Annotated in this window: 19 protein-coding genes; 8 read left to right on the top strand and 11 right to left on the bottom strand. The window is 63.4% G+C overall.

Annotated elements, in window-relative coordinates; translation table 11 throughout:
• Positions 1-101 precede the first annotated feature (101 nt).
• The 5 genes from NKH21_RS26500 to NKH21_RS26520 form a co-directional block, all read right to left on the bottom strand.
• Entirely contained in the window at positions 102-1,205 is a 1,104-nt protein-coding gene (locus tag NKH21_RS26500; protein ID WP_502903373.1) for an ABC transporter ATP-binding protein, read from the bottom strand.
• The gene (locus NKH21_RS26505) at positions 1,205-3,817 is read right to left on the bottom strand and encodes a GH116 family glycosyl-hydrolase (protein WP_352663993.1); all 2,613 of its coding nucleotides are present in this window, start codon (positions 3,815-3,817) and stop codon (positions 1,205-1,207) included. The genes NKH21_RS26500 and NKH21_RS26505 overlap by 1 nt, the downstream gene beginning before the upstream one ends.
• 28 nt (positions 3,818-3,845) lie before the next feature.
• Positions 3,846-4,703 (bottom strand): carbohydrate ABC transporter permease, encoded by an 858-nt coding sequence (locus tag NKH21_RS26510; protein ID WP_352868525.1) that lies wholly within the window; start codon positions 4,701-4,703, stop codon positions 3,846-3,848.
• A complete protein-coding gene (locus NKH21_RS26515) occupies positions 4,700-5,599 on the bottom strand; it encodes a carbohydrate ABC transporter permease (RefSeq protein ID WP_352663989.1) in 900 nt (299 codons plus the stop codon). The genes NKH21_RS26510 and NKH21_RS26515 overlap by 4 nt, the downstream gene beginning before the upstream one ends.
• 117 nt (positions 5,600-5,716) lie before the next feature.
• Positions 5,717-6,982, bottom strand: a complete 1,266-nt coding sequence (locus NKH21_RS26520) for an ABC transporter substrate-binding protein (protein ID WP_352663987.1) — start codon at positions 6,980-6,982, stop codon at positions 5,717-5,719.
• Positions 6,983-7,183: 201 nt separating this feature from the next.
• Here NKH21_RS26520 and NKH21_RS26525 point away from each other — a divergent pair, with 201 nt between their 5' ends.
• Positions 7,184-8,191: a LacI family DNA-binding transcriptional regulator gene (locus NKH21_RS26525; protein ID WP_352663985.1), complete on the top strand. Its 1,008-nt coding sequence runs from the start codon at positions 7,184-7,186 to the stop codon at positions 8,189-8,191.
• A gap of 24 nt (positions 8,192-8,215) precedes the next feature.
• Here NKH21_RS26525 and NKH21_RS26530 read toward each other — a convergent pair whose 3' ends face one another.
• From NKH21_RS26530 to NKH21_RS26540, 3 genes are read right to left on the bottom strand one after another with little or no spacing between them, the layout of a single operon-like run.
• On the bottom strand, positions 8,216-8,986 hold the full coding sequence (locus NKH21_RS26530; protein WP_352664347.1) for a metallophosphoesterase family protein: 771 nt from the start codon (positions 8,984-8,986) through the stop codon (positions 8,216-8,218).
• 38 nt (positions 8,987-9,024) lie between these two features.
• Positions 9,025-10,161 (bottom strand): alpha-hydroxy acid oxidase, encoded by a 1,137-nt coding sequence (locus tag NKH21_RS26535; RefSeq protein ID WP_352663983.1) that lies wholly within the window; start codon positions 10,159-10,161, stop codon positions 9,025-9,027.
• Positions 10,162-10,215: 54 nt separating this feature from the next.
• A complete protein-coding gene (locus NKH21_RS26540) occupies positions 10,216-11,019 on the bottom strand; it encodes a FadR/GntR family transcriptional regulator (protein ID WP_352663981.1) in 804 nt (267 codons plus the stop codon).
• Between the two features lie 311 nt (positions 11,020-11,330).
• On the opposite strand from NKH21_RS26540, the gene NKH21_RS26545 reads away from it, so the two are divergent.
• The 5 genes from NKH21_RS26545 (at position 11,331) to glcF (ending at position 17,555) form a co-directional block, all read left to right on the top strand.
• Positions 11,331-12,665 carry a DUF3422 family protein gene (locus tag NKH21_RS26545; RefSeq protein WP_352868530.1) on the top strand — a complete coding sequence of 445 codons (1,335 nt, stop codon included), beginning with the start codon at positions 11,331-11,333 and terminating at the stop codon, positions 12,663-12,665.
• 138 nt (positions 12,666-12,803) lie between these two features.
• The gene (locus NKH21_RS26550) at positions 12,804-14,300 is read left to right on the top strand and encodes an FAD-linked oxidase C-terminal domain-containing protein (RefSeq protein WP_352663977.1); all 1,497 of its coding nucleotides are present in this window, start codon (positions 12,804-12,806) and stop codon (positions 14,298-14,300) included.
• A gap of 218 nt (positions 14,301-14,518) precedes the next feature.
• The gene (locus NKH21_RS26555; RefSeq protein ID WP_352663975.1) at positions 14,519-15,775 is read left to right on the top strand and encodes an FAD-binding protein; all 1,257 of its coding nucleotides are present in this window, start codon (positions 14,519-14,521) and stop codon (positions 15,773-15,775) included.
• Positions 15,772-16,155 (top strand): DUF4870 family protein, encoded by a 384-nt coding sequence (locus NKH21_RS26560; RefSeq protein ID WP_352663973.1) that lies wholly within the window; start codon positions 15,772-15,774, stop codon positions 16,153-16,155. Before NKH21_RS26555 ends, NKH21_RS26560 begins: the two co-directional genes overlap by 4 nt.
• 68 nt (positions 16,156-16,223) lie before the next feature.
• The gene (gene glcF, locus NKH21_RS26565; protein ID WP_352663971.1) at positions 16,224-17,555 is read left to right on the top strand and encodes a glycolate oxidase subunit GlcF; all 1,332 of its coding nucleotides are present in this window, start codon (positions 16,224-16,226) and stop codon (positions 17,553-17,555) included.
• Between the two features lie 11 nt (positions 17,556-17,566).
• Here glcF and NKH21_RS26570 read toward each other — a convergent pair whose 3' ends face one another.
• Positions 17,567-18,487, bottom strand: coding sequence for a bifunctional 5,10-methylenetetrahydrofolate dehydrogenase/5,10-methenyltetrahydrofolate cyclohydrolase (locus NKH21_RS26570; protein ID WP_292664484.1), 921 nt, complete (start codon positions 18,485-18,487; stop codon positions 17,567-17,569).
• Positions 18,488-18,768: 281 nt separating this feature from the next.
• On the bottom strand, positions 18,769-19,503 hold the full coding sequence (locus NKH21_RS26575) for a L,D-transpeptidase (protein WP_352663969.1): 735 nt from the start codon (positions 19,501-19,503) through the stop codon (positions 18,769-18,771).
• Between the two features lie 222 nt (positions 19,504-19,725).
• Here NKH21_RS26575 and NKH21_RS26580 point away from each other — a divergent pair, with 222 nt between their 5' ends.
• A complete protein-coding gene (locus NKH21_RS26580) occupies positions 19,726-20,361 on the top strand; it encodes a DNA-3-methyladenine glycosylase I (protein ID WP_352663967.1) in 636 nt (211 codons plus the stop codon).
• A 4-nt stretch (positions 20,362-20,365) separates the two neighbouring features.
• On the opposite strand, the gene NKH21_RS26585 is transcribed toward NKH21_RS26580, so the two are convergent.
• Entirely contained in the window at positions 20,366-20,620 is a 255-nt protein-coding gene (locus tag NKH21_RS26585; RefSeq protein ID WP_352663965.1) for a hypothetical protein, read from the bottom strand.
• Positions 20,621-20,829: 209 nt separating this feature from the next.
• Between NKH21_RS26585 and hisS the strand changes: the two genes are divergently transcribed.
• Complete coding sequence (gene hisS / locus NKH21_RS26590) at positions 20,830-22,392, top strand: histidine--tRNA ligase (protein ID WP_352868536.1); 1,563 nt, start codon at positions 20,830-20,832, stop codon at positions 22,390-22,392.
• Positions 22,393-22,495: the final 103 nt, after the last annotated feature.

Genomic DNA, 22,495 nt, shown 5'->3' on the forward strand with positions numbered 1-22,495 from the left:
CGGCAACTGCGTAGGATCCCGATTCAATTTGGATGGATCCCGCTCCGGACGTCACCCACTTTGGACGTCAGTCGACGAATGACTTCGAGCTCTGATCGACGTCACCTCACATAGTCGCTGCGCCAGTCCGACGTTGCGCCGACCGCCATGCCCTTGTCGTCGAACAGGTGAACAAAGGCGGCGGGCAGCGCAAGCGACAAATCCTCGCCGGCTTTGGCGCCGGATATTCCCCGTCGCGTCACGGTGAAGCCCAGCCCCGAGTCAAGTCGTGCATGGATTACGGTTTCCGAACCGAGGATTTCTGTCGTCTCGATCCGGGCCTTGAGCGGCCCGCTGCCTATCTCGACATGTTCGGGGCGGACGCCGATCGTTATAGGTGTGCCGTCCGGCAACTCGACACTGCGGCCGGGCAGCGCAACGGTCACGCCCTCGCCAAGTGTCAGGCCCAAGGAGCCGTTCAGCCTGCCAATCTTGCCTTGGACAAAGTTCATTTGCGGTGCGCCGAGGAAGCCGGCGACGAACTGATTGGCGGGGCGGGCATAAAGGTCGATGGGCGATCCCACTTGCTCGACCGCCCCGTCTCGCAGGACCACTATCTGGTCGGCCATGGTCATGGCTTCGACCTGGTCATGCGTGACATAGATCATCGTCGAGCCGAGCCGGCGGTGCAATGACACAAGCTCACCACGCATCTTTACCCTCAGCTCGGCATCGAGGTTGGACAGCGGCTCGTCGAACAGAAACGCCTTCGGTTCCTTGACAATCGCACGACCAATGGCGACGCGCTGGCTCTGCCCGCCGGACAGCTGGCTTGGCCGCCGCTTCATCAGATGCGCAATCTCCAGGATACCCGCCGCCTTGGCCACCCGCGCGTCGATCTCCGGTTTCGGCAGCTTGAGGTTCTCCAGGCCGAAACGCAGGTTTTGCGCGACGTTCATGTGGGGGTAAAGCGCATACGACTGGAAAACCATGGCCATGCCGCGCGCCGACGGCAGCAGGTGGTCGCAGCGCTTGCCGTCGATGCGGATCTCTCCTGAACTTATCTCTTCAAGGCCGGCGATCATCCTGAGCAGAGTGGACTTGCCGCAGCCCGAGGGGCCAACGAACACCGTGAACGCGCCTTCGTCGACCGCCAGGTTGATGCCGTGAATCACCTCGAGCGCCTGGAAGCTTTTCCTGACATCCCTGAGTTCAATCGCAGCCATCATGCCACCGCCGGGGTTCCGGACCCAAATTGCAGGACCAGGCGCGCTCCCGTGCCGATTGCCCGGCGCTCCGGAAGCCGATGCACGCCAAGACCGGCAACGGCAATTTCAGAGATGTCGAGGCTGCCGCCAAGCACCGCGAGCGTCAGCTCTCCAGCCTTGCGGCTCAGTTCGCCGAAGGCGTTGCCGGCCGACCAGAACGCCGTGTAGTCGCCCCGGTCCTTGGGCGCAAAGCTGATGCGCCCTGCGACGAGGTCGGCGCTGAGGCCCGCCCAGGCGTTGACCAACTGCCATGCGGACATGGAGCGGGCATAATAGGAACCGCATTCGATGTCGTTCCAGGGATTGCGGCGCGAGCCGTCGTGCCGGTCGCGAGCGGCGCGAACGATGCTCAGGCCCTCGTCAATCAGCCCGCGCATGATCATGTGGGAGGCCGCCATATATTCAATGCCGGTCCATACCTCCTCGGCATAAGGTGCTGCAACCATCGGCTGGCGCACACCTTCGGGATAGGTCGCCACCAGCAATCCACCCTCGTCCTCATACGCATAGTTTCGGCCTGGGTTGAAGTGGTTCTCGAGGCTCGGGCGAAAATTGTTGGCGTGCACCGCCTTGAGCGCCGCCTCGACCTTGCGGTCATCGAGGAAGCCGCCCAGCCCCGCCACCTCGGCGTGCCATTGCCCGAGGATCTGGTCGGTGACGCAGCCTTCGCCCATCTGGTATTTCAGCTCGGAATACTCGTCCGACCAATAGGTCTCCATGAAACCGTCGGCGAGTACGCCGGCCTTGCGGCCGACGTCGAACGGCGCCAGCACGCTTTTGTCGGAAAGATCGATGTCCTGGACGAACCAACGGCTGTTGAACAGCTTCTCGTCGATGTAGCTTGCGCCGTTCCGACCGAGATTGCCGCATCTATCGGCGAAATCCGCCTCGCCCAGCGCCGTCGCCATTTCAGATGCCGCAAGCAGCGCCGCCACATACATCGAGCCAAGCCAGGAGTTCGGATTGAAAAGTTCCATGTCGAGGGTCTGGTGCTGACGGCCGGAAAGAACGCCTGATTCATCCGGATCCCAGCGGTCCGGATTATCCTCGCTCCACGCATATTCGACCGCACGCCGGATATTCGGCCAGTAGCGTCTCAACCATTCTGTATCGCCCGACAGCTTCCAGTCGCGATAGGTCTTGATCACCGCGCCGAAATGCCCGTCGGCGCAGGGGCCGATGATGTCAAAACCGGCGCCGAGCGGTAGCTTCTGGCGAAAAGTAAGGCCGCCGGTGGGCAGCTGGTTGTAGGTGAATTCGGTCTCGCGCAGCGTGCGCTCCAGCTTTGGGAACAGATGCGCCAGCGCCTGCTGGTAGTTCCAGACATGCGTGCAGGTTCCCTCGCAGGAGCCGTCCTGGGTGTGCTGGCCTTCCCACGCCCAGATCTCACCGCCCTCCAGCCGGATCACCGTCGCGGTGCGCAGGAGCGCAAGCGTCGCGGTTGCGGCATCCTTGATCTCGGCCGGCAATGTCGAGCCGAAGATACTGTCCCGGAAGGCCATGGTCTCACCGGCGAGCGCATCCCAGCGACGCAGCGCATCGCGTGCGCTCGCTTCTGAGCCTGCCCAGTGGTTGGCATAGTAGTTGCGCCAGGTCGGCGTTTCGCGATCCGGGATCGGCGCATCGGGCGAGGTGCGGAATGCCCAATAGATGTCGCCGATCGGAAAATTCCAGGATATGACAAAGCGCACCTTCTTTCGCCCGCCGGCCGGAACCGTGACGCGCGCCGCCAAGGTGCCGTGTTCGGGCTGCAGGCTCATATGCCTGGACGTTCGAGGCTGGTCGTAGCGCCGCTCGGGCAGCCGCCCGGGACGCGCGAATTCTTTCCAGAATACGGCCAAATTGTCGAACCATTGGCCGCGATAATGATAATCGGTGTGGTCGACATCGGCCGCGTCGGTGGCGATGGTCAGGTCGCCGCGATCCGCCGGCTTCAGCGTCTGGTCGGACGATGTGAGGCGCAGCGTGCTCAGGCCGTCCTGCCGCTCGAATGTATGGATGCCGCTGTTGGAGCCATAGTTCCCCAGCGTCCCGGCCAGCGTGTAGGTCAGTTCGTCCTTGGTGTCGTTGACGAGTTCGAACTCGAACATGGCAACCGGCATCGAACTGTCGTGATCGTTGTGAGGGATGAACGGCGACAGCGCCGTCAGGCGGACGGCGCCGGGGAAGCGCTCGTCATTGAACACCAGATCGGCGGTGGGAAAGCGGCCGTAGAAATCGACCTCCTTGAAATGCGGCACACCGACCAGCGTCTGCCGGTTGGCACCATGGCCAAAACCGTCAAACATCTTGCGCAGGCCGGGTGCGCCGGACGGATTGAGATCATAAGGACCGTTGAGAACGCGCGCGTCGACCAGTTCGCCGCCTCTTTCCGCCTTGATGGCGAAATGCGAATAGCCGTTGTAGCCCTGCAGCGCCGGGCGGTTGCGGATCGACCAGTCGATCAGTCGCCCGCTTCCCGAGATCGAGAAGCCGCCGGAGCCGATTCCACCCAATGGAAACGCAATGTAACGGGTGCGCTCGCCCTTGTAGGCAAAGCGCGGATCGATGGATACAAGGTCGTCCCACATGAGTATTTCCTCGACTGGCATGACAGTTCTAGTTTTTGATCCCGCTCATCGTGATCCCTTCGATCACAAATCTCTGGGCGATGAGAAACAGCAGGACGACCGGCAGGATCGACATGCTCATGGCGGCCATGACCAGCGAGAGATTGCCCGCCGCCAGGTAGCCGCGCAGAACATCCATGGCGACCGGCAGCGTCATCGACTGCTCCTTGCCGAGCAGCACACGGGCCTGGAAATAATAATTCCAGGTCTGCGTGAAGGTGATGATGCCGAGCGCCGACAACGCCGGCCGCAACTGCGGCAGCGAGATGCGCCAGAAAATCTTGAAATAGCCGGCGCCGTCCATCAGCGCGGCCTCTTCGAGCGCCTTGGGTTGGCTCAGCATGAACTGACGCATCAAGAACACGCCGAAGCTCGAGGTGAGGTACATGAGCGCAAGACCGATCGGCCGGTTTATCAGCCCTGTCCGAGCGTAGCCGAGATAGATCGGCAGGATCGTCACCTGGGCCGGAAACATCAGGCCGACGAGCAGGATGAAGAACAGCGCGTCGCGACCCCGGAAGCTGAGGCGGGCAAAGGCGAAGGCGGCAAGCGTGCAGGTGACGAGCTGGCCGATTGTCACCACGACCGCCACCAGCAGCGAATTGGCATAGATCTGCAGGAACGGCACGCGCGATGCCAGCACACGCGCGTAGTTGGCGAAATCGAGGCTGGGCGGCAGGAAGCTCGGCGGCAGCTTGTAGGCTTCGGCCACCGGGCGAAACGACATCGAGAACAACCAGAAGAACGGCAGCAGCATGCCGCCGGCGAGAGCCGCCATCACCGCGATGATCGCCGCATCGATCCAGCGCTTGGCCGCGCGCGTCTGCAGGGCCGAGGCGGCGCTCATTGCTGCACCCATTTGCGCGACAGCAGTTGCTGGATCGCCGTTATGATGAGGATGATCACTGTCATCACCACCGAAATGGCTGCGGCGTAACCGATCTGGAAACTGCCGAAACCTTCTTCGACGATGAGGATCGAAAGCGATCGCGTGCTGTCCCCCGGCCCGCCCTGCGTAAGGATGACGATCGATTCATAGACTTGCAGGGCGCCGATTGAGGCGTAGACGATGGCAAAGAACACGACCGGCGAAATATACGGCAGGATGATGCGGAAGAACGTTCGCCAGGCAGGCGTCCCATCCATCAGTGCCGCATCGGTGATGCTCTTCGGCACACCCTGCAGCGCGGCGATGAAGATGACCATGAAGAACCCGGTATTCTTCCAGACGTCCATGATGATGATGGACATCATGGCGTTGTTGCTGTCGGTCAGCCAATGCACCGGCCGGATGCCGGAGAGACGCAGGAAATAGTTGATGACGCCGAGGTCGTCGGCGAAGAAATAGCTCCATACGATCGAGACGAAGGCGACGGCGATGATAACCGGCATGAAAAAGGCGAGCCGGAAGAAATAGAGCAGCCAGCCTGGCATCGCACGATTGAGGGCCACGGCCAAAAGCAGGCCGATGGATACATTGAAGGTGACCGCGAAGAAGGCGAAGCGCAGGGTGTTCCAGAAGATCCGCAGCGAACGCGGATTGGTGAAGAAGCGGGTGAAGTTATCGAAGCCGACCCAGCGCGAACCGAGCATCGGGTCGTAATAGCTGAAGCTCAAGATGAAAGTGATGATAACCGGCATCAGGACGAAAGTGAGATAGAGCACCGAAGTGGGCAGCACGAACAGATACCCGGTCAGTGCCTGGGCGCGGGCCAGATCGAAACCCTGCCGCTTCGCAATCATTTTTGCCACAAAGTCCTCTGGCATTCAGGTGTTGAGGAGATCGGCGCGCTACGCCCGACGCCGTCCGCGTCGGTGAAGCAGAGCGCCGGGGAGGGCATGGGGTTCTCAGGCCAACCTCTATTTGAGGCGGGCAAAAGACTCGTTGAGTTCGGCATCGGCCTGCTTGCAGCCATCCGCGATCGATACCTCGCCTGCCATCATTGCGGTGTAATTGCGGATGAAGATCTTCTCGACTTCCTGGAAGTTGGCTGGAGACGGCACCGCCTTGGTGTGGGGCAGTGTCTGGTAGTACAGCGCCGCACTGGGCGGGAATGACAGGAACGCAGCCGTCTCCGCCGCGGATTTGCGTCCCGGCACGCCGCCGCCCTTCTCGCCCTCTTCCTTCTGCGTTTCCTCGCTGGTCAGTTCGAGCACCAGCGCCTTGGCCAGATCCGGCTGCTCCGTTGCCTTCGAGATGGCGTAAGCGCCGAAACCGATGACCGTCGTGTCGCTTTCCTTGCTCGGTGGAATGGCGATGTCCATGTTGACCTTGTTGGTCTTGGCGTTCTGCACGATCCAGTGACCACGGCTGATCATCGCCACTTGTCCGGCCATGAACTGATTGTCCATGGTCTCCTTGCCCGGGATGGGCGAAACACGGTCGACATGGATCAGGTCGTGGAGAAACTGCAGGCTTTCGGCAACCTTGCGATCGAGCATGTTCGAGGCCGTCCAGTCGTCGTTGAGCACGCCGGTGCCGTTGCTGAAGAACCAGGGCTGGATAAAGAAGTTCTGGTTCGGCACCTCGTAGCCGAACTCGCTGACATTGCCGGCGCTGTCCTTGACGGTGAGCGCCTTGGCGACCTCGCGAAATTCCTCCCAGGTCCAGCCCTGCTTGGGGTAGGCAATCCCGGCCTTGTCGAAGAGATCGCGATTGTAATTGATCATGATGTTGTTCCAGCCGATGGGGATGTAATGGATTTCCCCCTTGTACGAGGCTTGTGCGAACAGGCTGGGCGCAAAGTCAGAGAAGCCGGAATTGGCGGATACGAAATCGTTGAGGCCGAGCCACAGGCCGCGCGACGAAAAAGCCTGGAAGGTCTCGATGGCGGTGCCGTAAACATCGGCCGCGCTGCCCGCGTTGAATTCGCTTATCACCCGCGTCACGTAATCTCCCCAGCCGTTCGAGATCGGGTCCATCGAGATGTCGACCGTGACGTTGGGATATTTCTTGTTGAAACGAGCAACCGCGTTGGTGACGGCTGAAAGCTCCGCATCGCTGCCGAAGCCCTGAAGCTTCAGGGTCGCGGTCTGGTCGGACTGTGCGAATGCGCCCCTCATTCCCGCTCCGGCGGCAAGTACGGCCGACGACAGCAAAAGCGTACGCCGTGACAATTTGATCATTGAAATCCTCCCTTGCGTTCTCCCGACGCGCTATACATCAATCTGCTGTCGAAACGTTTCGAATACGAACCGCTCCAAATCCTCCCTGACCGGTCGTCGGCAGCTTGATTGTAAGCACGAAACGTTTCGAGTATTACGCAGGCGAGAGTGGTTGGCAAGTGCAATGAGATGAAGGGGCAATCAGATGGGCGGGGCAGTTGCATGGCGACGATCAAGGACGTAGCGCGTGGCGCCGGCGTCGCGATCTCCACCGTGTCGGCGGTTCTCAACCGCTCGGCTCCGGTCAGCGAGCAGGTCATCGAGAAGGTCAACAAGGCGATTGCCGCGGTCGGTTACGTGCCGCACGGCGCTGCCCGCTCGCTCAGGAGCGGGAATTCGCAGCTCATCGGCCTCGTCGTGCCGAACATCGCCAACCCGCATTTCGCGGCGGTTGCCCGGGAAATCGAGAATATCTGCCTTATCGCGGGTTACATGACGGTGGTCTACTCGACCGGACAGGATTCGGAGCGCGAGAGCCAGGTGCTCAAGATGCTGCGCGTCCAGCGCGTGGCCGGGCTTGTCATCATTCCCACGCGCTCCGATGCCGAACACGGCAGCCGCCTCGTCGACCAGATCCAGGTGCCGGCTGTGTTGCTCGACATGTTTGTCGAGGGATTGCCCTACAACGTGATCAAGACCGACAACATCGAGGCAGGGCGGCTCGCCACCGACCATCTCCTTGGCATTGGGCATCGCAGAATCGGCATCATCACCGGCATCGCCGGACTGGCGACCAACGACGATCGTCTTGGCGGCTACCTCCAGGCGCACGCCGAGCATGGAGTGCCGGTTGAACCGGGCCTTCAGCTCGCCGGTAATTTCGATCAAACCCAGGCGCATGACCGGGCGATCGAGCTTCTCCAGCGCCGTGACCGGCCGACGGCGCTGATAGCGATCTCGAACCTGATGACGCTTGGGATCCTGTTCGCGGTGCGCGAACTGAAGATCAAAGTGCCGGCCGACCTTTCGATCGTCGGCATCGACGATCTGGAATTCGCTGCTGTCCTGGACCCGGCGCCAACCGTGGTGGTTACGCCGATCCTGTCCATGGCGCGCCGCGCCGTCGAAATGTTGTTAAGGCAGATCACCCAGAAGGAAGTTGCCACAGGTGCATGGGACATCCATCAGCCTCACCTGGTCGTCCGCGAGTCTACCCGGGCGATAGGCTGAGCCTTGGCCGCATGGCAGCACGGCCTAGGCCCTCTCGCCGGCCACCGTCATGATCCGCTTGTCCGTGCCGTCCACGACGAGCGCGGTGAGGTTTCCCGACTGCCAGGCGAGGGTGTCGACATTGACGCGGTTGCCTGTGATCTCGGGCTTGGGCACCGGCGTATGGCCGTGCACCACGATCTTGGGATGAAGACCGGTGTGATCGTGGAAGACCTCGCGGATCCAGATCAGGTCCTGCGGGCTCTGGCTTTCCAGCGCAATGCCAGGCCGGATGCCGGCATGGCAGAAGAAGAAATCGCCGAACGTCACTGAAAAGGGCAGCGAGCCCAGGAACTCGACATGGTTCTGCGGCACCGCCTCGACCAGTGCGGCGTGCCCTTGCCGCAATGCCGCATCGGCGCGGCCAAACCAGGCGCTGCTCCCACTGAGCGACACGCCATAGGACAGCGCCGTCTGGATGCCGCCATAGCGCATGAACAGGCCGTCCGGGTCGGGGACATCGAGAAAATCGAGGAAGCCGAGATCATGATTTCCGGCCAGCATCAGGTGACGCGGATCGCGTCTTTGCGCGTCGATCAGGAAATCGATGACGCCCCTGGAGTCCGGGCCCCGGTCGACATAGTCGCCGAGATGGATCACGCGCCAATCGGTCGACGGCCTTTGAGTGAGCTCCGCCTCGATCCGCCGGTGCATGGAGGTCAGCAGGTCGAGCCGGCCGTGCACATCGCCGATCGCGTAAAGGCGCATGCCTTGCGGTCCGCGCGCCTCGTAGAAACTGATGCCGGGCTCCGTCAATGCCTGCGTCGCCTCCGTGGTCATGCCGTCACGGGACTTTAGCGCCGAAGCTGATCCTTGCCCATGTCGGTGACCAGACGCTTTCCACACAGTGCCAGCGTTATGTCCATCTCCTTGCGGATGATTTCCAACGTCTTGGTAACCCCTTCCTTGCCGAGTGCGCCGAGTCCGTACAGGAAAGGCCGGCCGATATAGGTGCCCTTGGCGCCGAGGCACAGTGCCTTGAGCACGTCCTGGCCGGAACGGATGCCGCCGTCCATATGCACCTCGATCGTGTCGCCGACGGCATCGGCGATCTCTTCGAGTACCATGATCGATGACGAGGCGCCGTCGAGCTGGCGGCCGCCATGGTTGGAAACGATGATGGCGTCGGCGCCCGTTCTGGCGGCCATCAGCGCATCTTCCTTGTCGAGTATGCCTTTCAGGATCAGCTTGCCGCCCCAGCGCTCCTTGATCCAGGCGACGTCCTTCCACGACAGATGCGGATCGAACTGCTCCTTCGTCCACGACGATAGCGAGGCGAGGTCGCCGACGCCCTTGGCATGGCCGACGATGTTGCGGAAGCTTCGGCGCTTTGTCCCGGCCATGCCGACGCACCAGCGCGGCCTTGTCGCCATCTGCCAGAGGTGCTTCGGCGTCATTCGCGGCGGCGCCGAAAGCCCGTTGCGGATATCCTTGTGGCGCTGGCCGAGGATCTGCAGGTCAAGCGTCAGCACCAGCGCCGAACATTTCGCCGCTTTTGCGCGGTCGATCAAATCGAAGACGAAATCCTTGTCGCGCAGCACATAGAGCTGGAACCAGAACGGCTTCCTGGTCACCGATGCGACGTCCTCGATCGAGCAGATGCTCATCGTCGACAGCGTGAACGGCACGCCGAATTCTTCCGCAGCCTGCGCCGCCAGCATCTCGCCGTCCGGATGCTGCATGCCGGTCATGCCGGTCGGCGCCAGCGCCACCGGCATCGTCACCTTCTCGCCGATCATGGTCGATTCCAGAGAGCGGTTGTCCATGTCGACAAGCACGCGCTGGCGGAACTTGATCTTCTGGAAATCCTCTTCGTTGGCGCGGTAGGTGCTTTCGGTCCAGGCGCCGGAATCGGCGTAGTCGAAGAACATCTTCGGCACGCGGCGGCGCGCCAGGTCCTTGAGGTCGGCGATGGTGAGAATGCTGCTCATGGATCTTTTCCGCTGGTTCGTCGCTGGTTCGTCGTTGAATTTTCTGGGCGGTGCCTACGGCTGTTTTCTTGCCGGGTCACCGTCACCGGGCTCGGAGCGCTGCCTGAGCCTCAGCCGCGACACGCGCTGCCAGTCGCCGCTGCGCTCGGCCTCTGCCATCGACCGTTCGACGTAGGAGATGTGGTCCATCGCCGCCTGCCGTGCCGCGGCCGGATCGCCGGCCTTGACTGCGGCGTAGATTGCCCGGTGCTGCGAAAGCAGCGCCTCGCGCGCGCCCGGCACGCTGAACACCAGCCGCCGGTTCTGGAACACGCCTTCCGACAGCAGCCGATAACAGGAGCGCAGCGTGTGCAGCAGGATGATGTTGTGCGCGCATTCGCAGATCGCGTGATGGAACTCGACGTCGATTTCCGCCTCGTCGTCGAAATTGCCGGTCCGGTGCGCCTCGTCCATACGTGCCATGATGCGGTCGAGCAGCGCCAGATCGTCCGATGTGGCGCGCCGCGCCGCATATTCCGCCGCCACCGCCTCGATCTCGCGGCGGTACTCCAGATAGTCGGTCACCGCCTTGCGATGCATCGAGATCAAGTCGGTCACCGGCTTGGTGAACAGCTGGCCGATGACATCTGCGACATGGGTGCCGCCGCCTGGCCGTGTCGTCAACAGCCCGCGCCCTTCCAACGCCTTCAAGGCATCGCGCAGGATCGGCCGCGACACCTCGAACTGGCGCGCCAGCTCGCGCTCGCCCGGCAGCCGGTCGCCGGTGCGCAGGACGCCTTCGAGGATCAGGCTCTCGATCTGCTGCACCACCTCGTCGGCGGTGCGCGAATGCTCGATCCGGGAGAAAATGTCGCTCAAACGGGATGCCTGGGGGTTGAACCGATGTCGCGCAAGATAAAGCCAGCGTCGCCAACTGGTCAAATTATTTATCCAATTTGCCCGCGCCAGGTCGGTTTCACAGCCGCGGCTTCATATCAGCTTGAGCTAAACTGGTGTTTGCGTCCTCTCGAGATTGCCTCTAGAGCAATTCCAGGAAAAGTGTGAAACGGTTTTCCGTCCGGAATTGCACAGAATCAAAGAGATAGAGCGGTTCGGCGTTTCCGTGAAACGATGCACCGCTCTAGAGGGAATCATTGCCAAAGGGCTCAGAGAAGCTCTGGGGACCAGCCGTGCCAGACGCCGACCCTTCCAACCTCGAATTCCAGCTGCGCGCCAAAGCCGTGGGCGGCAGCGTCATGGGTTTTCCGGCGCATGAAGGTCGCCCCGGCGCGCTTGGCGAGGTCCACGCGCGGCCGCAGCCGCTGGTCGAAAAGCCGCGCGTGCTGGTGCAACTATCCTTCATGACCGAAGCTGGATCCGGTGTCGATCAGGCCGTGCTTTCCGAATTGTCGCGACGCCTCGGCATCGCCGCGCCCGACCCTCACGCCCGCCACCACGCGATGAAATGGGGCAAGGGCTCGTTGCGCTGGGAACGCCACACGGAGTTCTCGACCTATCTCTGGGAAGGCCCGCTCGCCGAAAACGGCAGGGGGCAAGAAGACACACCCTTCGGCAACGGGTTTTCGCCGCCGGGCACGGTGATTTCCGGCATCAGGCTGGAAATCCGCAAATGGACGCCGGCGAACGAAAAACTGATCGCCGGTTTCGACCCGACCAGCCTGTGCTATTCGCTGGTCGAGCGCGGCAACGCGGCCATCGTCACCGATTTCCGTCAGGATGGCGACGGCTTGACCCGCATGCTGGTGCTCGACCGCGGCCTGACGCCGGCGCGCACCGGGGCACTGTCGCAGCGGCTGATCGATATCGAAACTTACCGCACGCTGGCCATGCTCGGCCTGCCGCTAGCGCTGACGCTTTCGGGGCGTGCCCGCCGCATCGAGGACAGGCTGGCCCAGACCACGCTGGAAATGAAGGTCGCCGAGACCCGCGACAGCCAGACGCTACTTGCCGACTTGACCGAACTGGCCGCCGAACTGGAGGCCGATGCCGCCTCCAGCCTCTACCGCTTCGGCGCCAGCCGCGCCTATGACGGCATCGTCCGCGAACGGCTGGAGGCGCTCGAGGAAGAGGCGGTGCCCGGCTACGACACCTGGGGCGGGTTCCTGCAGCGGCGCGTCGCGCCGGCGATGCGTACCTGCCGTTCGGTCGAGGAGCGTCAGGCCAACCTGTCGACGAAGCTCACCCGTGCTACCACGCTGCTGCGCACCTGGGTCGACGTCGAGGTCGAGAAGCAGAACCGCGATCTCTTGGCATCGATGAACAATCGCGCCCGCCTGCAATTGCGGCTGCAGCAGACGGTGGAGGGGCTCTCGGTCGCCGCGGTGTCCTACTATGTCGTCGGCCTCATCGGCTACGTCGCTAAGGGCGCCTCGATCTTCGGCCATGCCTTTGCGCCGGAAATGGTCACCGCCGCCTCGGTGCCGCTCGCCGTCCTGCTCGTCTGGTGGGGCGTGCGCCGCGTCCGCCGCATGCACTCCGAACCCGGCAAGCAGCCGGGCGAGTAGTGCGGGGCGCGCAGCGGCAGATTGCCGCTGCGGAAGGCTGTCCCGGCCACAGGCCTCCTATCCCGGCCAAAGCGGCATTTGCAACCGACAGCCGTCGCTGGTAAAAGATTTTTACCAGTCGATCGAAGGAGGCTGTCGATGTCCGGCCTTGCCATGCCGAAACCAGACGACGCCACGATGCGCCGGCGCGACGAGATCGTCGCCGATATGCGCATCATCGTGCCGGGCGAGGGCGTCGTCGACGCCGCCAATGCAATGCGCGCCTTCGAGAGCGACGGGCTCACCGCCTACCGGCAATTGCCGCTGGTCGTGGTGCTGCCGCAAACCGTGGCGCAGGTCTCGCGGGTGCTGAAATATTGCAGCGACCGCAACATCCGCGTCGTGCCGCGCGGCTCCGGCACGTCGCTGTCCGGCGGCGCGCTGCCACTGGAGGACGCGGTGCTGCTGGTGATGAGCCGCTTCAACCGCATCCTCGAGATCGATTTTCAGAACCGCATCGTCGTCGCCCAGCCCGGCGTCACCAATCTCGGCATCACCACCGCCGTCGAGCAGGAGGGCTTCTATTACGCCCCCGATCCATCCTCCCAGATCGCCTGCTCGATCGGCGGCAATGTCGCGGAAAATTCCGGCGGCGTGCACTGCCTGAAATACGGTCTCACCGCCAATAATGTGCTCGGCATCGAGATGGTGCTGATGAATGGCGAGGTGGTGCGCCTCGGCGGCAGCCATCTCGACGCGGAGGGCTACGACCTGCTCGGCGTGATGACCGGCTCCGAAGGACTGCTCGGCGTCGTCACCGAGGTCACCGTGCGCATCCTGAAGAAGCCGGAGACGGCGCGTGCCCTGCTGATCGGCTTCCCGACCAGCGAGCAGGCCGGCCAATGCGTCGCCGACATCATCGGCGCCGGCATCATTCCGGGCGGCATGGAGATGATGGATCGCCCGGCCATCCACGCCGCCGAGGATTTCGTCCAGGCCGGCTATCCCTTGGATGTCGAGGCGCTGCTGATCGTCGAGCTGGACGGGCCGGGTGTCGAGGTCGATCACCTGATCGGCCTGGTCGAAGCCATTGCCTACAGGAACGGCTCGACCACATGCCGCATTTCGCAGTCGGAGCAGGAGCGGCTGAGTTTCTGGGCCGGCCGCAAGGCGGCCTTCCCTGCGGTCGGCCGCATCTCGCCCGACTATTACTGCATGGACGGCACCATCCCGCGTAAGGAACTGCCGCGCGTCCTCGCCGGCATGCGCGAACTGTCGGAGAAATACGGGCTCGGCGTCGCCAATGTCTTCCACGCCGGCGACGGCAATCTGCATCCGCTGATCCTCTATGACGCCAACGTGCCGGGCGAACTCGACAAGGCGGAAAGCTTCGGCGCCGACATATTGCGGCTCTGCGTCAAGGTCGGCGGCGTCCTGACCGGCGAGCACGGGGTCGGCGTCGAGAAGCGCGACCTGATGCCCGAAATGTTCAACCAGATCGACCTCGACCAGCAGATGCGCGTCAAATGCGCCTTCGACCCCAACCATCTGCTCAACCCGGGCAAGGTATTTCCGCAGCTAAGACGATGCGCCGAACTCGGGCGGATGCACGTGCATCGCGGGCAGACCGCGTTTCCGGACATTCCGAGGTTTTGAGGGTTGGCGCTTGAACACCCCCCTCTGTCCTGCCGGACATCTCCCCCGCAAGGGGGGAGATTGGCTGCTTCAACGTCCTGCTCGCCTTCAAGTGTTGGTGGTTGGCGAAAGCCGAAGCGACATCCGATCTCCCCCCTTGCGGGGGAGATGTCCGGCAGGACAGAGGGGGGTGGGAAGGATCGCGGCTTCTCTTCATTTACGATTGGCGCACCCGCCGCATGACCACCTTCACCCCATCAACCGCCGCGGAAACCCTCTCCACCATCGCTTGGGCAGCGGCGGAAGACTCGCCGCTCGAAATCGTCGGCCACGGCTCCAAGCGCGGCATCGGCCGGCCGCAGCAGAGTGAGCATACGCTCGACCTTTCCAAACTCTCCGGCGTCATGCTTTACGAGCCGGCCGAACTGGTGCTGTCGGCAAAAGCCGGCACGCCGCTGGCCGAGATCGAAAGCCTGCTTGCCGAAAACGGCCAGCAACTGGCCTTCGAACCGATGGATTACGGCCCGCTGCTCGGCGGTGAGCCAGGGCGAGGCACGATCGGCGGCGCACTCGCCGCGAACCTTTCCGGGCCGCGCCGGCTGAAGGCCGGTGCTGCACGCGACCACATTCTCGGCATAGCGGCCGTTTCCGGGCGCGGCGAGGCCTTCAAGTCCGGCGGCCGCGTGGTCAAGAACGTCACCGGCTATGATCTGTCCAAGCTGATGGCCAACAGCTGGGGCACACTGGCGATGTTCACAGATGTCACCTTCAAGGTGCTGCCTTCAGCCGAGACCGAAGTCACGCTCGCGATCCGCGGCCTGCTCGACGATCATGCCGTCGCCGCCATGGCGCTGGCGCTCGGCTCGAGCGCCGAAGTGTCAAGCGCTGCCCATCTTCCCGAACGGGTCGCCGCGCGGGTCGCCGGCGGAAGTCTCGGCAGCGATGCTGCGACGCTGCTGCGCATCGAGGGCTTCGGCCCGTCGGTCGCCTACCGCATCGCCGCGCTGAAAGACCTGCTGAAAAACGCCGGGCCGCTGCATGAGATTTCGGGTTCGGTCTCGTATTCGGTCTGGCGCGATATCCGCGATTGCGCGCCGTTCGCCGATGGCAGCGAAAGGCCGGTATGGCGCGTCTCGATGGCGCCGTCGCAGGGCCACCTTATGGTGCTGGCGCTGCGCATGCAGGCCGCGGTCGATGCCTTCTACGATTGGCAGGGCGGGCTGATCTGGCTGCGCATGCAGCAGGACGATCCCGAGGCCGGCCTGTTGCGCGGCCTGATCAGAAGGCACGGCGGCGGCCATGCGACGCTGGTGCGCGCAACCCTTTCGCACCGCGCCGCCGTTCCGGTGTTCGAACCGCAAGCGCCGCAACTGGCAGCACTGTCGGCGCGGCTGAAGGCCGAATTCGACCCGAAGAATATCCTCAATCCCGGCCGGATGGCGCCGGGCGCAGGCTCTGCTACTCTTTCGCCGGCAACCGAGGGAGGAGCCCAATGAGCGATCCAGGTCAAAACGGTACGTCACGCCAGACCGACCGCTGGCTGGAGCCCGGTCCGACCAATGCGCTGGTCATCTACATCCTCTATCTCGCCGGCCTAGCCATCGGCGTCAGCGGCATTGTCGGCATCGTCCTGGCCTATATCAATCGCGGCAAGGCCGGCGGCTTCGTCGAGAGCCATTACACATTCCTGATCCGCACCTTCTGGATCGGCCTGCTCTATGCACTGATCTCGGCGCTGCTGATGGTCGTGGTCGTCGGTGTCGTGCTGATGGTTGCCGTCGCCGTCTGGTTCATCGCCCGCTGTATTCTCGGCCTGCAGGCGCTACAGCGCGGCGAGCCGGTCAAAAACCCGGAAAGCTGGTTTCTGGGATTATGAGCATGATCCCCAAAAGTGGATACCGGTTTTGGGAAAAGATCATGCTCAAACGGTAAGGATTCGTTTACGTGCAGACCAATTTCTCAGCTGCCCAGCTCGCCGATCCGCATGTCGCGGAATCGGAGAAGATCCTGCGCAAATGTGTGCATTGCGGCTTCTGCACCGCCACCTGCCCGACCTATGTGACATTAGGCAACGAACTGGATTCACCGCGCGGGCGGATTTACCTGATCAAGGACATGCTGGAAAACGGCCGTCCGGCAGACAAGCAGATCGTCACCCATATCGACCGCTGCCTGTCCTGCCTCGCCTGCATGACCACCTGCCCGTCGGGCGTCAACTACATGCATCTGGTCGACCATGCCCGCGCCCATATCGAGGAGACCTACAAGCGTCCGCTGGCCGATCGCCTGACGCGCGCCATGCTGGCCTTCGTGCTGCCCTATCCCTCGCGCTTCCGCGCCGCGCTCAAGCTGGCGAAACTCGGCCAGCCATTCGCCGGCCTGTTTGAGAAAATCCAGGCCTTGAGGCCTCTGGGCGCCATGCTGAGGCTCGCACCGGCGTCGGTCCCGGCAGGCTCGCCGATGGCCTTGCCGGGCGTCCATGCGGGGCAGGGGACGAAGAAAAATGGCCGCGTCGCCATCCTCACCGGCTGCGCGCAATCGGTGCTCGATCCCAGCATCAACGACACGACGATCTCGCTGCTGACCCGGCTTGGTGTCGAGGTCGTGGTGCCCGAGGGCGAGGGCTGCTGCGGGGCGCTGGTGCATCACATGGGACGCGAGGACGCTGCCCTGGCCTCCGCCCGTCGGAACGTCGACGCCTGGACGCGCGCCATCGACCAGGGTGGGCTAGATGCCATCGTCATCACCGCGTCGGGTTGCGGCACCACCATCAAGGACTATGGCTTCATGCTGCGCCTCGATCCGGCCTATGCCGACAAAGCGGCGCGCGTCTCGGCGCTGGCCAGGGACATCACCGAATATCTGGCAAGCCTCGACCTGCCGGAACCGGTGCGTAGACCGGGCACCATCGTCGCCTATCACTCGGCCTGCTCGATGCAGCACGGCCAGAAGATCACCCGCCAGCCGAAGGAACTCCTCGCCCGTGCCGGCTTCGTCGTGCGCGAGCCGCGCGAAGGGCATCTCTGCTGCGGTTCGGCCGGCACCTACAACATCCTGCAGCCCGGGATTTCGGCTCAGTTGCGCGACCGCAAGGTCAGGAATATCGAAGCGACCGGTGCCGAAATCGTCGCCACCGGCAATATCGGCTGCATCACCCAGATCGCGTCTGCCGCCAAGCTGCCGGTGGTGCATACGATAAAGCTGCTCGACTGGGCCTACGGTGGGCCGAAGCCCGAAGGCGTTCGCGACGACCGGGCGGTCATCGCGGCCGAGTGATGCGACGGCGCCTACTCCGCCGCCAGCCTGTCCGCCGTGCCGTAGGTTGCCTGGTAGCGGGCGCGCTGGCGGCTGAGCGCCACCATCGTGTTGCGCAGCAGTATCGCCACGGTGATCGGGCCGACGCCGCCCGGCACCGGCGTGATCCACGACGCGACATGCCTGACGCTCTCGGCATCGACGTCGCCGACGATGCGGCTCTCGCCGTCCGGCCCGATTTCCGAATTGATGCCGATATCGATGACGGCGGCGCCCGGCTTGACCATGTCGGCCTTGATCAGCCGCGGCTTGCCGACCGCGACGAACAGCGCGTCGGCGCGGCGTGCGTGTGCCGCCACCGAGCGCGTCATGTGGTGACAGACGGTCACCGTCGCGCCTTCGCTCATAAGCAGGAACGCGATCGGCTTGCCGACGATCTCGGAATGGCCGACGACCACCACTTCGAGCCCCTTGAGGTCGAGCCCGGTTTCCCTGAGCAGTTCGACCGAGGCGGCGGCGGTGCAGGGCGCCAGGTCGAGCTGGTTATAGACGATGTTGCCGATCGAGGCCGGATGCATGCCCTCGACGTCCTTGAGCGGATGCACCGCCGCCTGCAGTGTCTTGATCGGAATGTGCACCGGCACCGGCCGCTGGATGATGATGCCGGTGACGCGCGGATCGGCATTCAGGCCGTGGATTGCCGCTTCGAGTTCACCAGCGGTGATGTCGGCGCGAAAACGCCTTTCCTCGAAGCCGATACCGGCAAGCCCCGCCTTGGCGCGCTGGTTGCGGACATAGACGTCGACCGCCGCGGTATCGCCGACGGTGATCGACACCAGCTTGGGCGGAAAGCCTTCGGCGGTGGCGATCGCCGCGTCCTCGCGCACGCCGGCGATGATGCGTTGGGCAACCGGGCCGCCTCTGAGATAGCGGCTGTCGTCGGAAAGGGACATCGGGATGGGGCCTTTATCTGGATTTTAGCCGCCACATAGCAAAGCAACGGCGAAAAGGCAGTGCGAAAAACGAACCGCCATGCCGGTGGCGCGACGTGCCGGCAAAATCTTCCCGTCAATTCTTGCTGGCGTTGGCGGAAACAAAAAGGGCAGCACGGCTTGCCGCGCTGCCCTTTCGTGACTGGCCGCATCCCCACACGGCCCGTCCCCCGTTATTCATTCATCTGGCCTCAGAAAGCCAAAGCTAATGTCTTTCTAGACCAGATGATTCGCTGCGGCAACTATATCACCACCACCGTTGTTCCGATATTCACGCGTTCGTAAAGATCGACTACGTCCTCGTTGCGCATGCGGATGCAGCCCGACGACACCGCGCCGCCGATCGTCCAGGGCTGGTTGGTGCCGTGGATGCGGTATTCGGTCGAGCCGAGATAGAGCGCGCGTGCGCCGAGCGGGTTTTCCATACCGCCGGCGAGATAGGTCGGCAGATAGCGGCCCTTGGCGGCTTCGCGGGCGATCATTACCGCCGGCGGCCGCCAGTCCGGCCAGACGCGCTTGTTGGTGATCTTGTGGGTGCCGGACCATTCGAAGCCCGGCTTGCCGGTGCCGACGCCGTAGCGCCGCGCCTTGCCGTTCTTCCCGACCAGATAGAGGAAATTCTCTCGCGTATCGATGACGATGGTGCCCGGCTTCTGCGGGCCGTCATAGGCGACTTCCTGCGGCAGATAGATCGGGTCGATCTGCGGCCGCATCACCATGCGCTTGGCCGGCGCCTGCACCGCTGCGGTGCGCAGCTGATCCGGTTCGGCCAGCCGCCGGTAGCGCCGTTGCGGCTGCGTCTCCTGCCGGCTCTGCCGCACGATGCCCGGCGCATGGCCGAGCTGCAGCACCCAGGGCGCCGAAAGGTCGGGGCTGACCACCACCGGCGGCCTTTCGGCATAGCGGTCGTTGGCATTGGCGGCGCCGGCCGCAAGCATGGCCGCGGCGCCGAACAGTGGGAACAAGAATGTCTTCATCGCAACGCACCTTGATCGTCGAACATGCCGGGGTGCAAAGCCTCCCCGATTTCGCCGACATTGGGCGCGAAGCGGCAACCGAAACATGAATCGGAATGCGTAAAATGCCGATCTGTCAGTAAAGCTTTTGGTGTGGTTACCGCCCGGTTCAGGAATCTGGTAAAGCCGCGGTAAAGGCAGCGTCAAAACGCGTTAACGCCAAGACACGAACGGAATTCCGCCATGGATGAAAAGACAGGTCTGCTTGCCGGTCCCGACGGCATCGCCCGCTGCTTCTGGCACGGCAATCTGCCGGATTATCTGCACTACCACGACCACGAATGGGGCCGGCCGGTCGCCGACGATCGCCGGCTGTTCGAAAAGATCTGCCTCGAAGGTTTTCAGTCGGGCCTGTCCTGGCTGACCATATTGCGCAAGCGCGACAATTTCCGCGAGGCGTTTGCCGGCTTCGATGTCGACAAGATCGCCGCCTTCACCGACCAGGATGTCGAGCGCCTGCTTGGCAATGCCGGGATCATCCGCCACCGCGGCAAGATCGTCTCGACCATCAACAACGCCAAACGCGCCCGCGAACTCATCGACGAGGCCGGCTCGCTGGCCGCATGGTTCTGGAAATTCGAGCCCGGCCCCGACGAGCGGCCCGAGATCGTCGATCTCGCCCATCTGCGCGCCAATCCGACGACGGCCGTCTCGGTCCGCATTTCGAAGGAGCTGAAGAAGCGCGGCTGGAGCTTTGTCGGCCCGACCACCGTCTACGCTTTCATGCAGGCGATGGGGCTGGTCAACGACCATCTCGAGGGCTGCGTCTGCCGCGAGCCGGTCGAGGCGGAGCGGAAGGCGTTCAAGCGGCCGAAATAGCGGCTCAGGCACCGCCGGCGCCGGCCAGGAAAAACCCGGCGAGGATGGCCGCCAGCGCGGCGAACACCGGATAGATCACCAGCAGGCCGGTCATCAGCACGTCGCGCATGGTCGGCCCGCTGCGCTGTTGCGCCGCGATCTCGAACGGTCCGGCGATTTGCTTCGTCGTTTTTGGCGCATAACCATCGGCCGGCCGCAGCCGGACCGAGGCGTCGCGTGCGCCGCTATCGATGATGTCGAACTTTTCTAGCGTGGCCATGGCCCCGACCCCTTGTTTCGGCGCGCTTATCGGCCCGGATTGTGTCGGCACGATGCCGCGCGCATGGCGCAATTGTTTCAGCTTCTTTTTCTTGCCTTCTCGCGCAGGGGGAGCAGGGAGAAGCGCAAACCCTTGCCTTCTCCGGCCTGCATCGGTAGGACACGCCGACCCGAAATAAGTCACCAATTGCTTGGCAAAGTACCCATCCCATGGCCGACAAATCCGAAAAGATGAAAGCGCGGCTGCCGCGCGGCTTTGTCGACCGCGGCGCCGACGATCTGCGCGCCGTCGAGAAGATGATGGCCACGATCCGCTCGGTCTTCGAGCTTTACGGCTTCGAGCCGGTCGACCAGCCGTTGATCGAATACACCGATGCGCTCGGCAAATTTTTGCCCGACCAGGACCGGCCGAACGAGGGCGTGTTCTCGTTCCAGGACGATGACGACCAGTGGCTGTCGCTGCGCTACGATTTGACCGCGCCGATGGCGCGCTTTGTCGCCGAGAATTTCGAGCGCCTGCCGAAGCCCTATCGCAGCTATCGCTCCGGCTGGGTGTTCCGCAACGAGAAGCCCGGTCCTGGCCGCTTCCGCCAGTTCATGCAGTTCGACGCCGACACGGTCGGCACGCCGGGTGTCGCAGCCGATGCCGAGATGGCGATGATGATGGCCGACGTGATGGAGGCGCTCGGCATCAAGCGCGGCGATTACGTCGTCCGCGTCAACAACCGCAAAGTACTCGATGGCGTGCTGGAGGCGATCGGCCTTGGCGGCGACGAGAATATCGGCCGCCGGCTGACCGTGCTGCGGGCGATCGACAAGCTGGACAAGCTTGGCGTCGCGGGCGTGCGCCTGCTTTTGGGCGCGGGGCGCAAGGACGAGAGCGGTGATTTCACCAAGGGTGCTGGGCTGGACAATACGCAGATCGACGTCGTGATCAGCTATTTCACAGTCATGGCGCAGCACGATCCCGAAGAAATTGTCCAGACACTGGGATCCATCAACCCCGGTCTCAGCAATCTTATCGAGGAAAGGAAACTCGAACATCTGGGCATCACGAACGCCTCGTTTGTTGAGGGCCTTGCAGAGTTGGAGCAGATAAGAACCATGGTCGCGCAAAGCGGCTACGGTGAGGATCGCATCCGCATCGACCCCTCCGTCGTCCGCGGCCTCGAATATTACACCGGCCCGGTCTACGAGGCCGAGCTGCTGGCCGAGATCCCCAACGAGGACGGCCAGATCGTGCGCTTCGGCTCGGTTGGCGGCGGCGGTCGCTACGACGGTCTGGTCTCGCGCTTCCGTGGCGAGCCGGTGCCGGCGACCGGCTTTTCCATCGGCGTCTCGCGGCTGATGACGGCGCTGAAGAACCTCGGCAAGCTCGATACTTCGGACGTGATCGCGCCGGTCGTCGTGCTGACCATGGACAAGGATACGGAAAGCCTCGGCCGCTACCAGAAGATGGTGGCCGAGCTGCGCGCCGCCGGCATCCGCTCGGAAATGTATCTCGGCGGCGCCGGCATGAAGGCGCAGCTGAAATATGCCGACCGCCGCGGCAGCCCGATCGCCGTCATCCAGGGCGGCGACGAGCGCGCCAAGGGCGAGGTGCAGATCAAGGATCTGATCGAGGGCGCGAAAATGTCGGCCGAGATCGCCGACAACGCCGAATGGCGCGCCGCACGGCCGGCGCAGATGACGGTGGCGGAGAGTGAGCTGGTCGCCGAGGTGAAGAAGATACTGGCGGCGCAGGCGGCCGACCGGGCGAAAGGTGGCGCGTGAGCACCCCCCTCTGGCCTGCCGGCCATCTCCCCCGCAAGGGGGGAGATTGGCAGCTTCGCCGTCGGCGCCTCCTTTGCTATTTTGATAATTTGGCGACGGCGGC

Source organism: Mesorhizobium sp. M1329 (genome assembly GCF_040318035.1).
Taxonomy (GTDB): Bacteria; Pseudomonadota; Alphaproteobacteria; order Rhizobiales; family Rhizobiaceae; genus Mesorhizobium.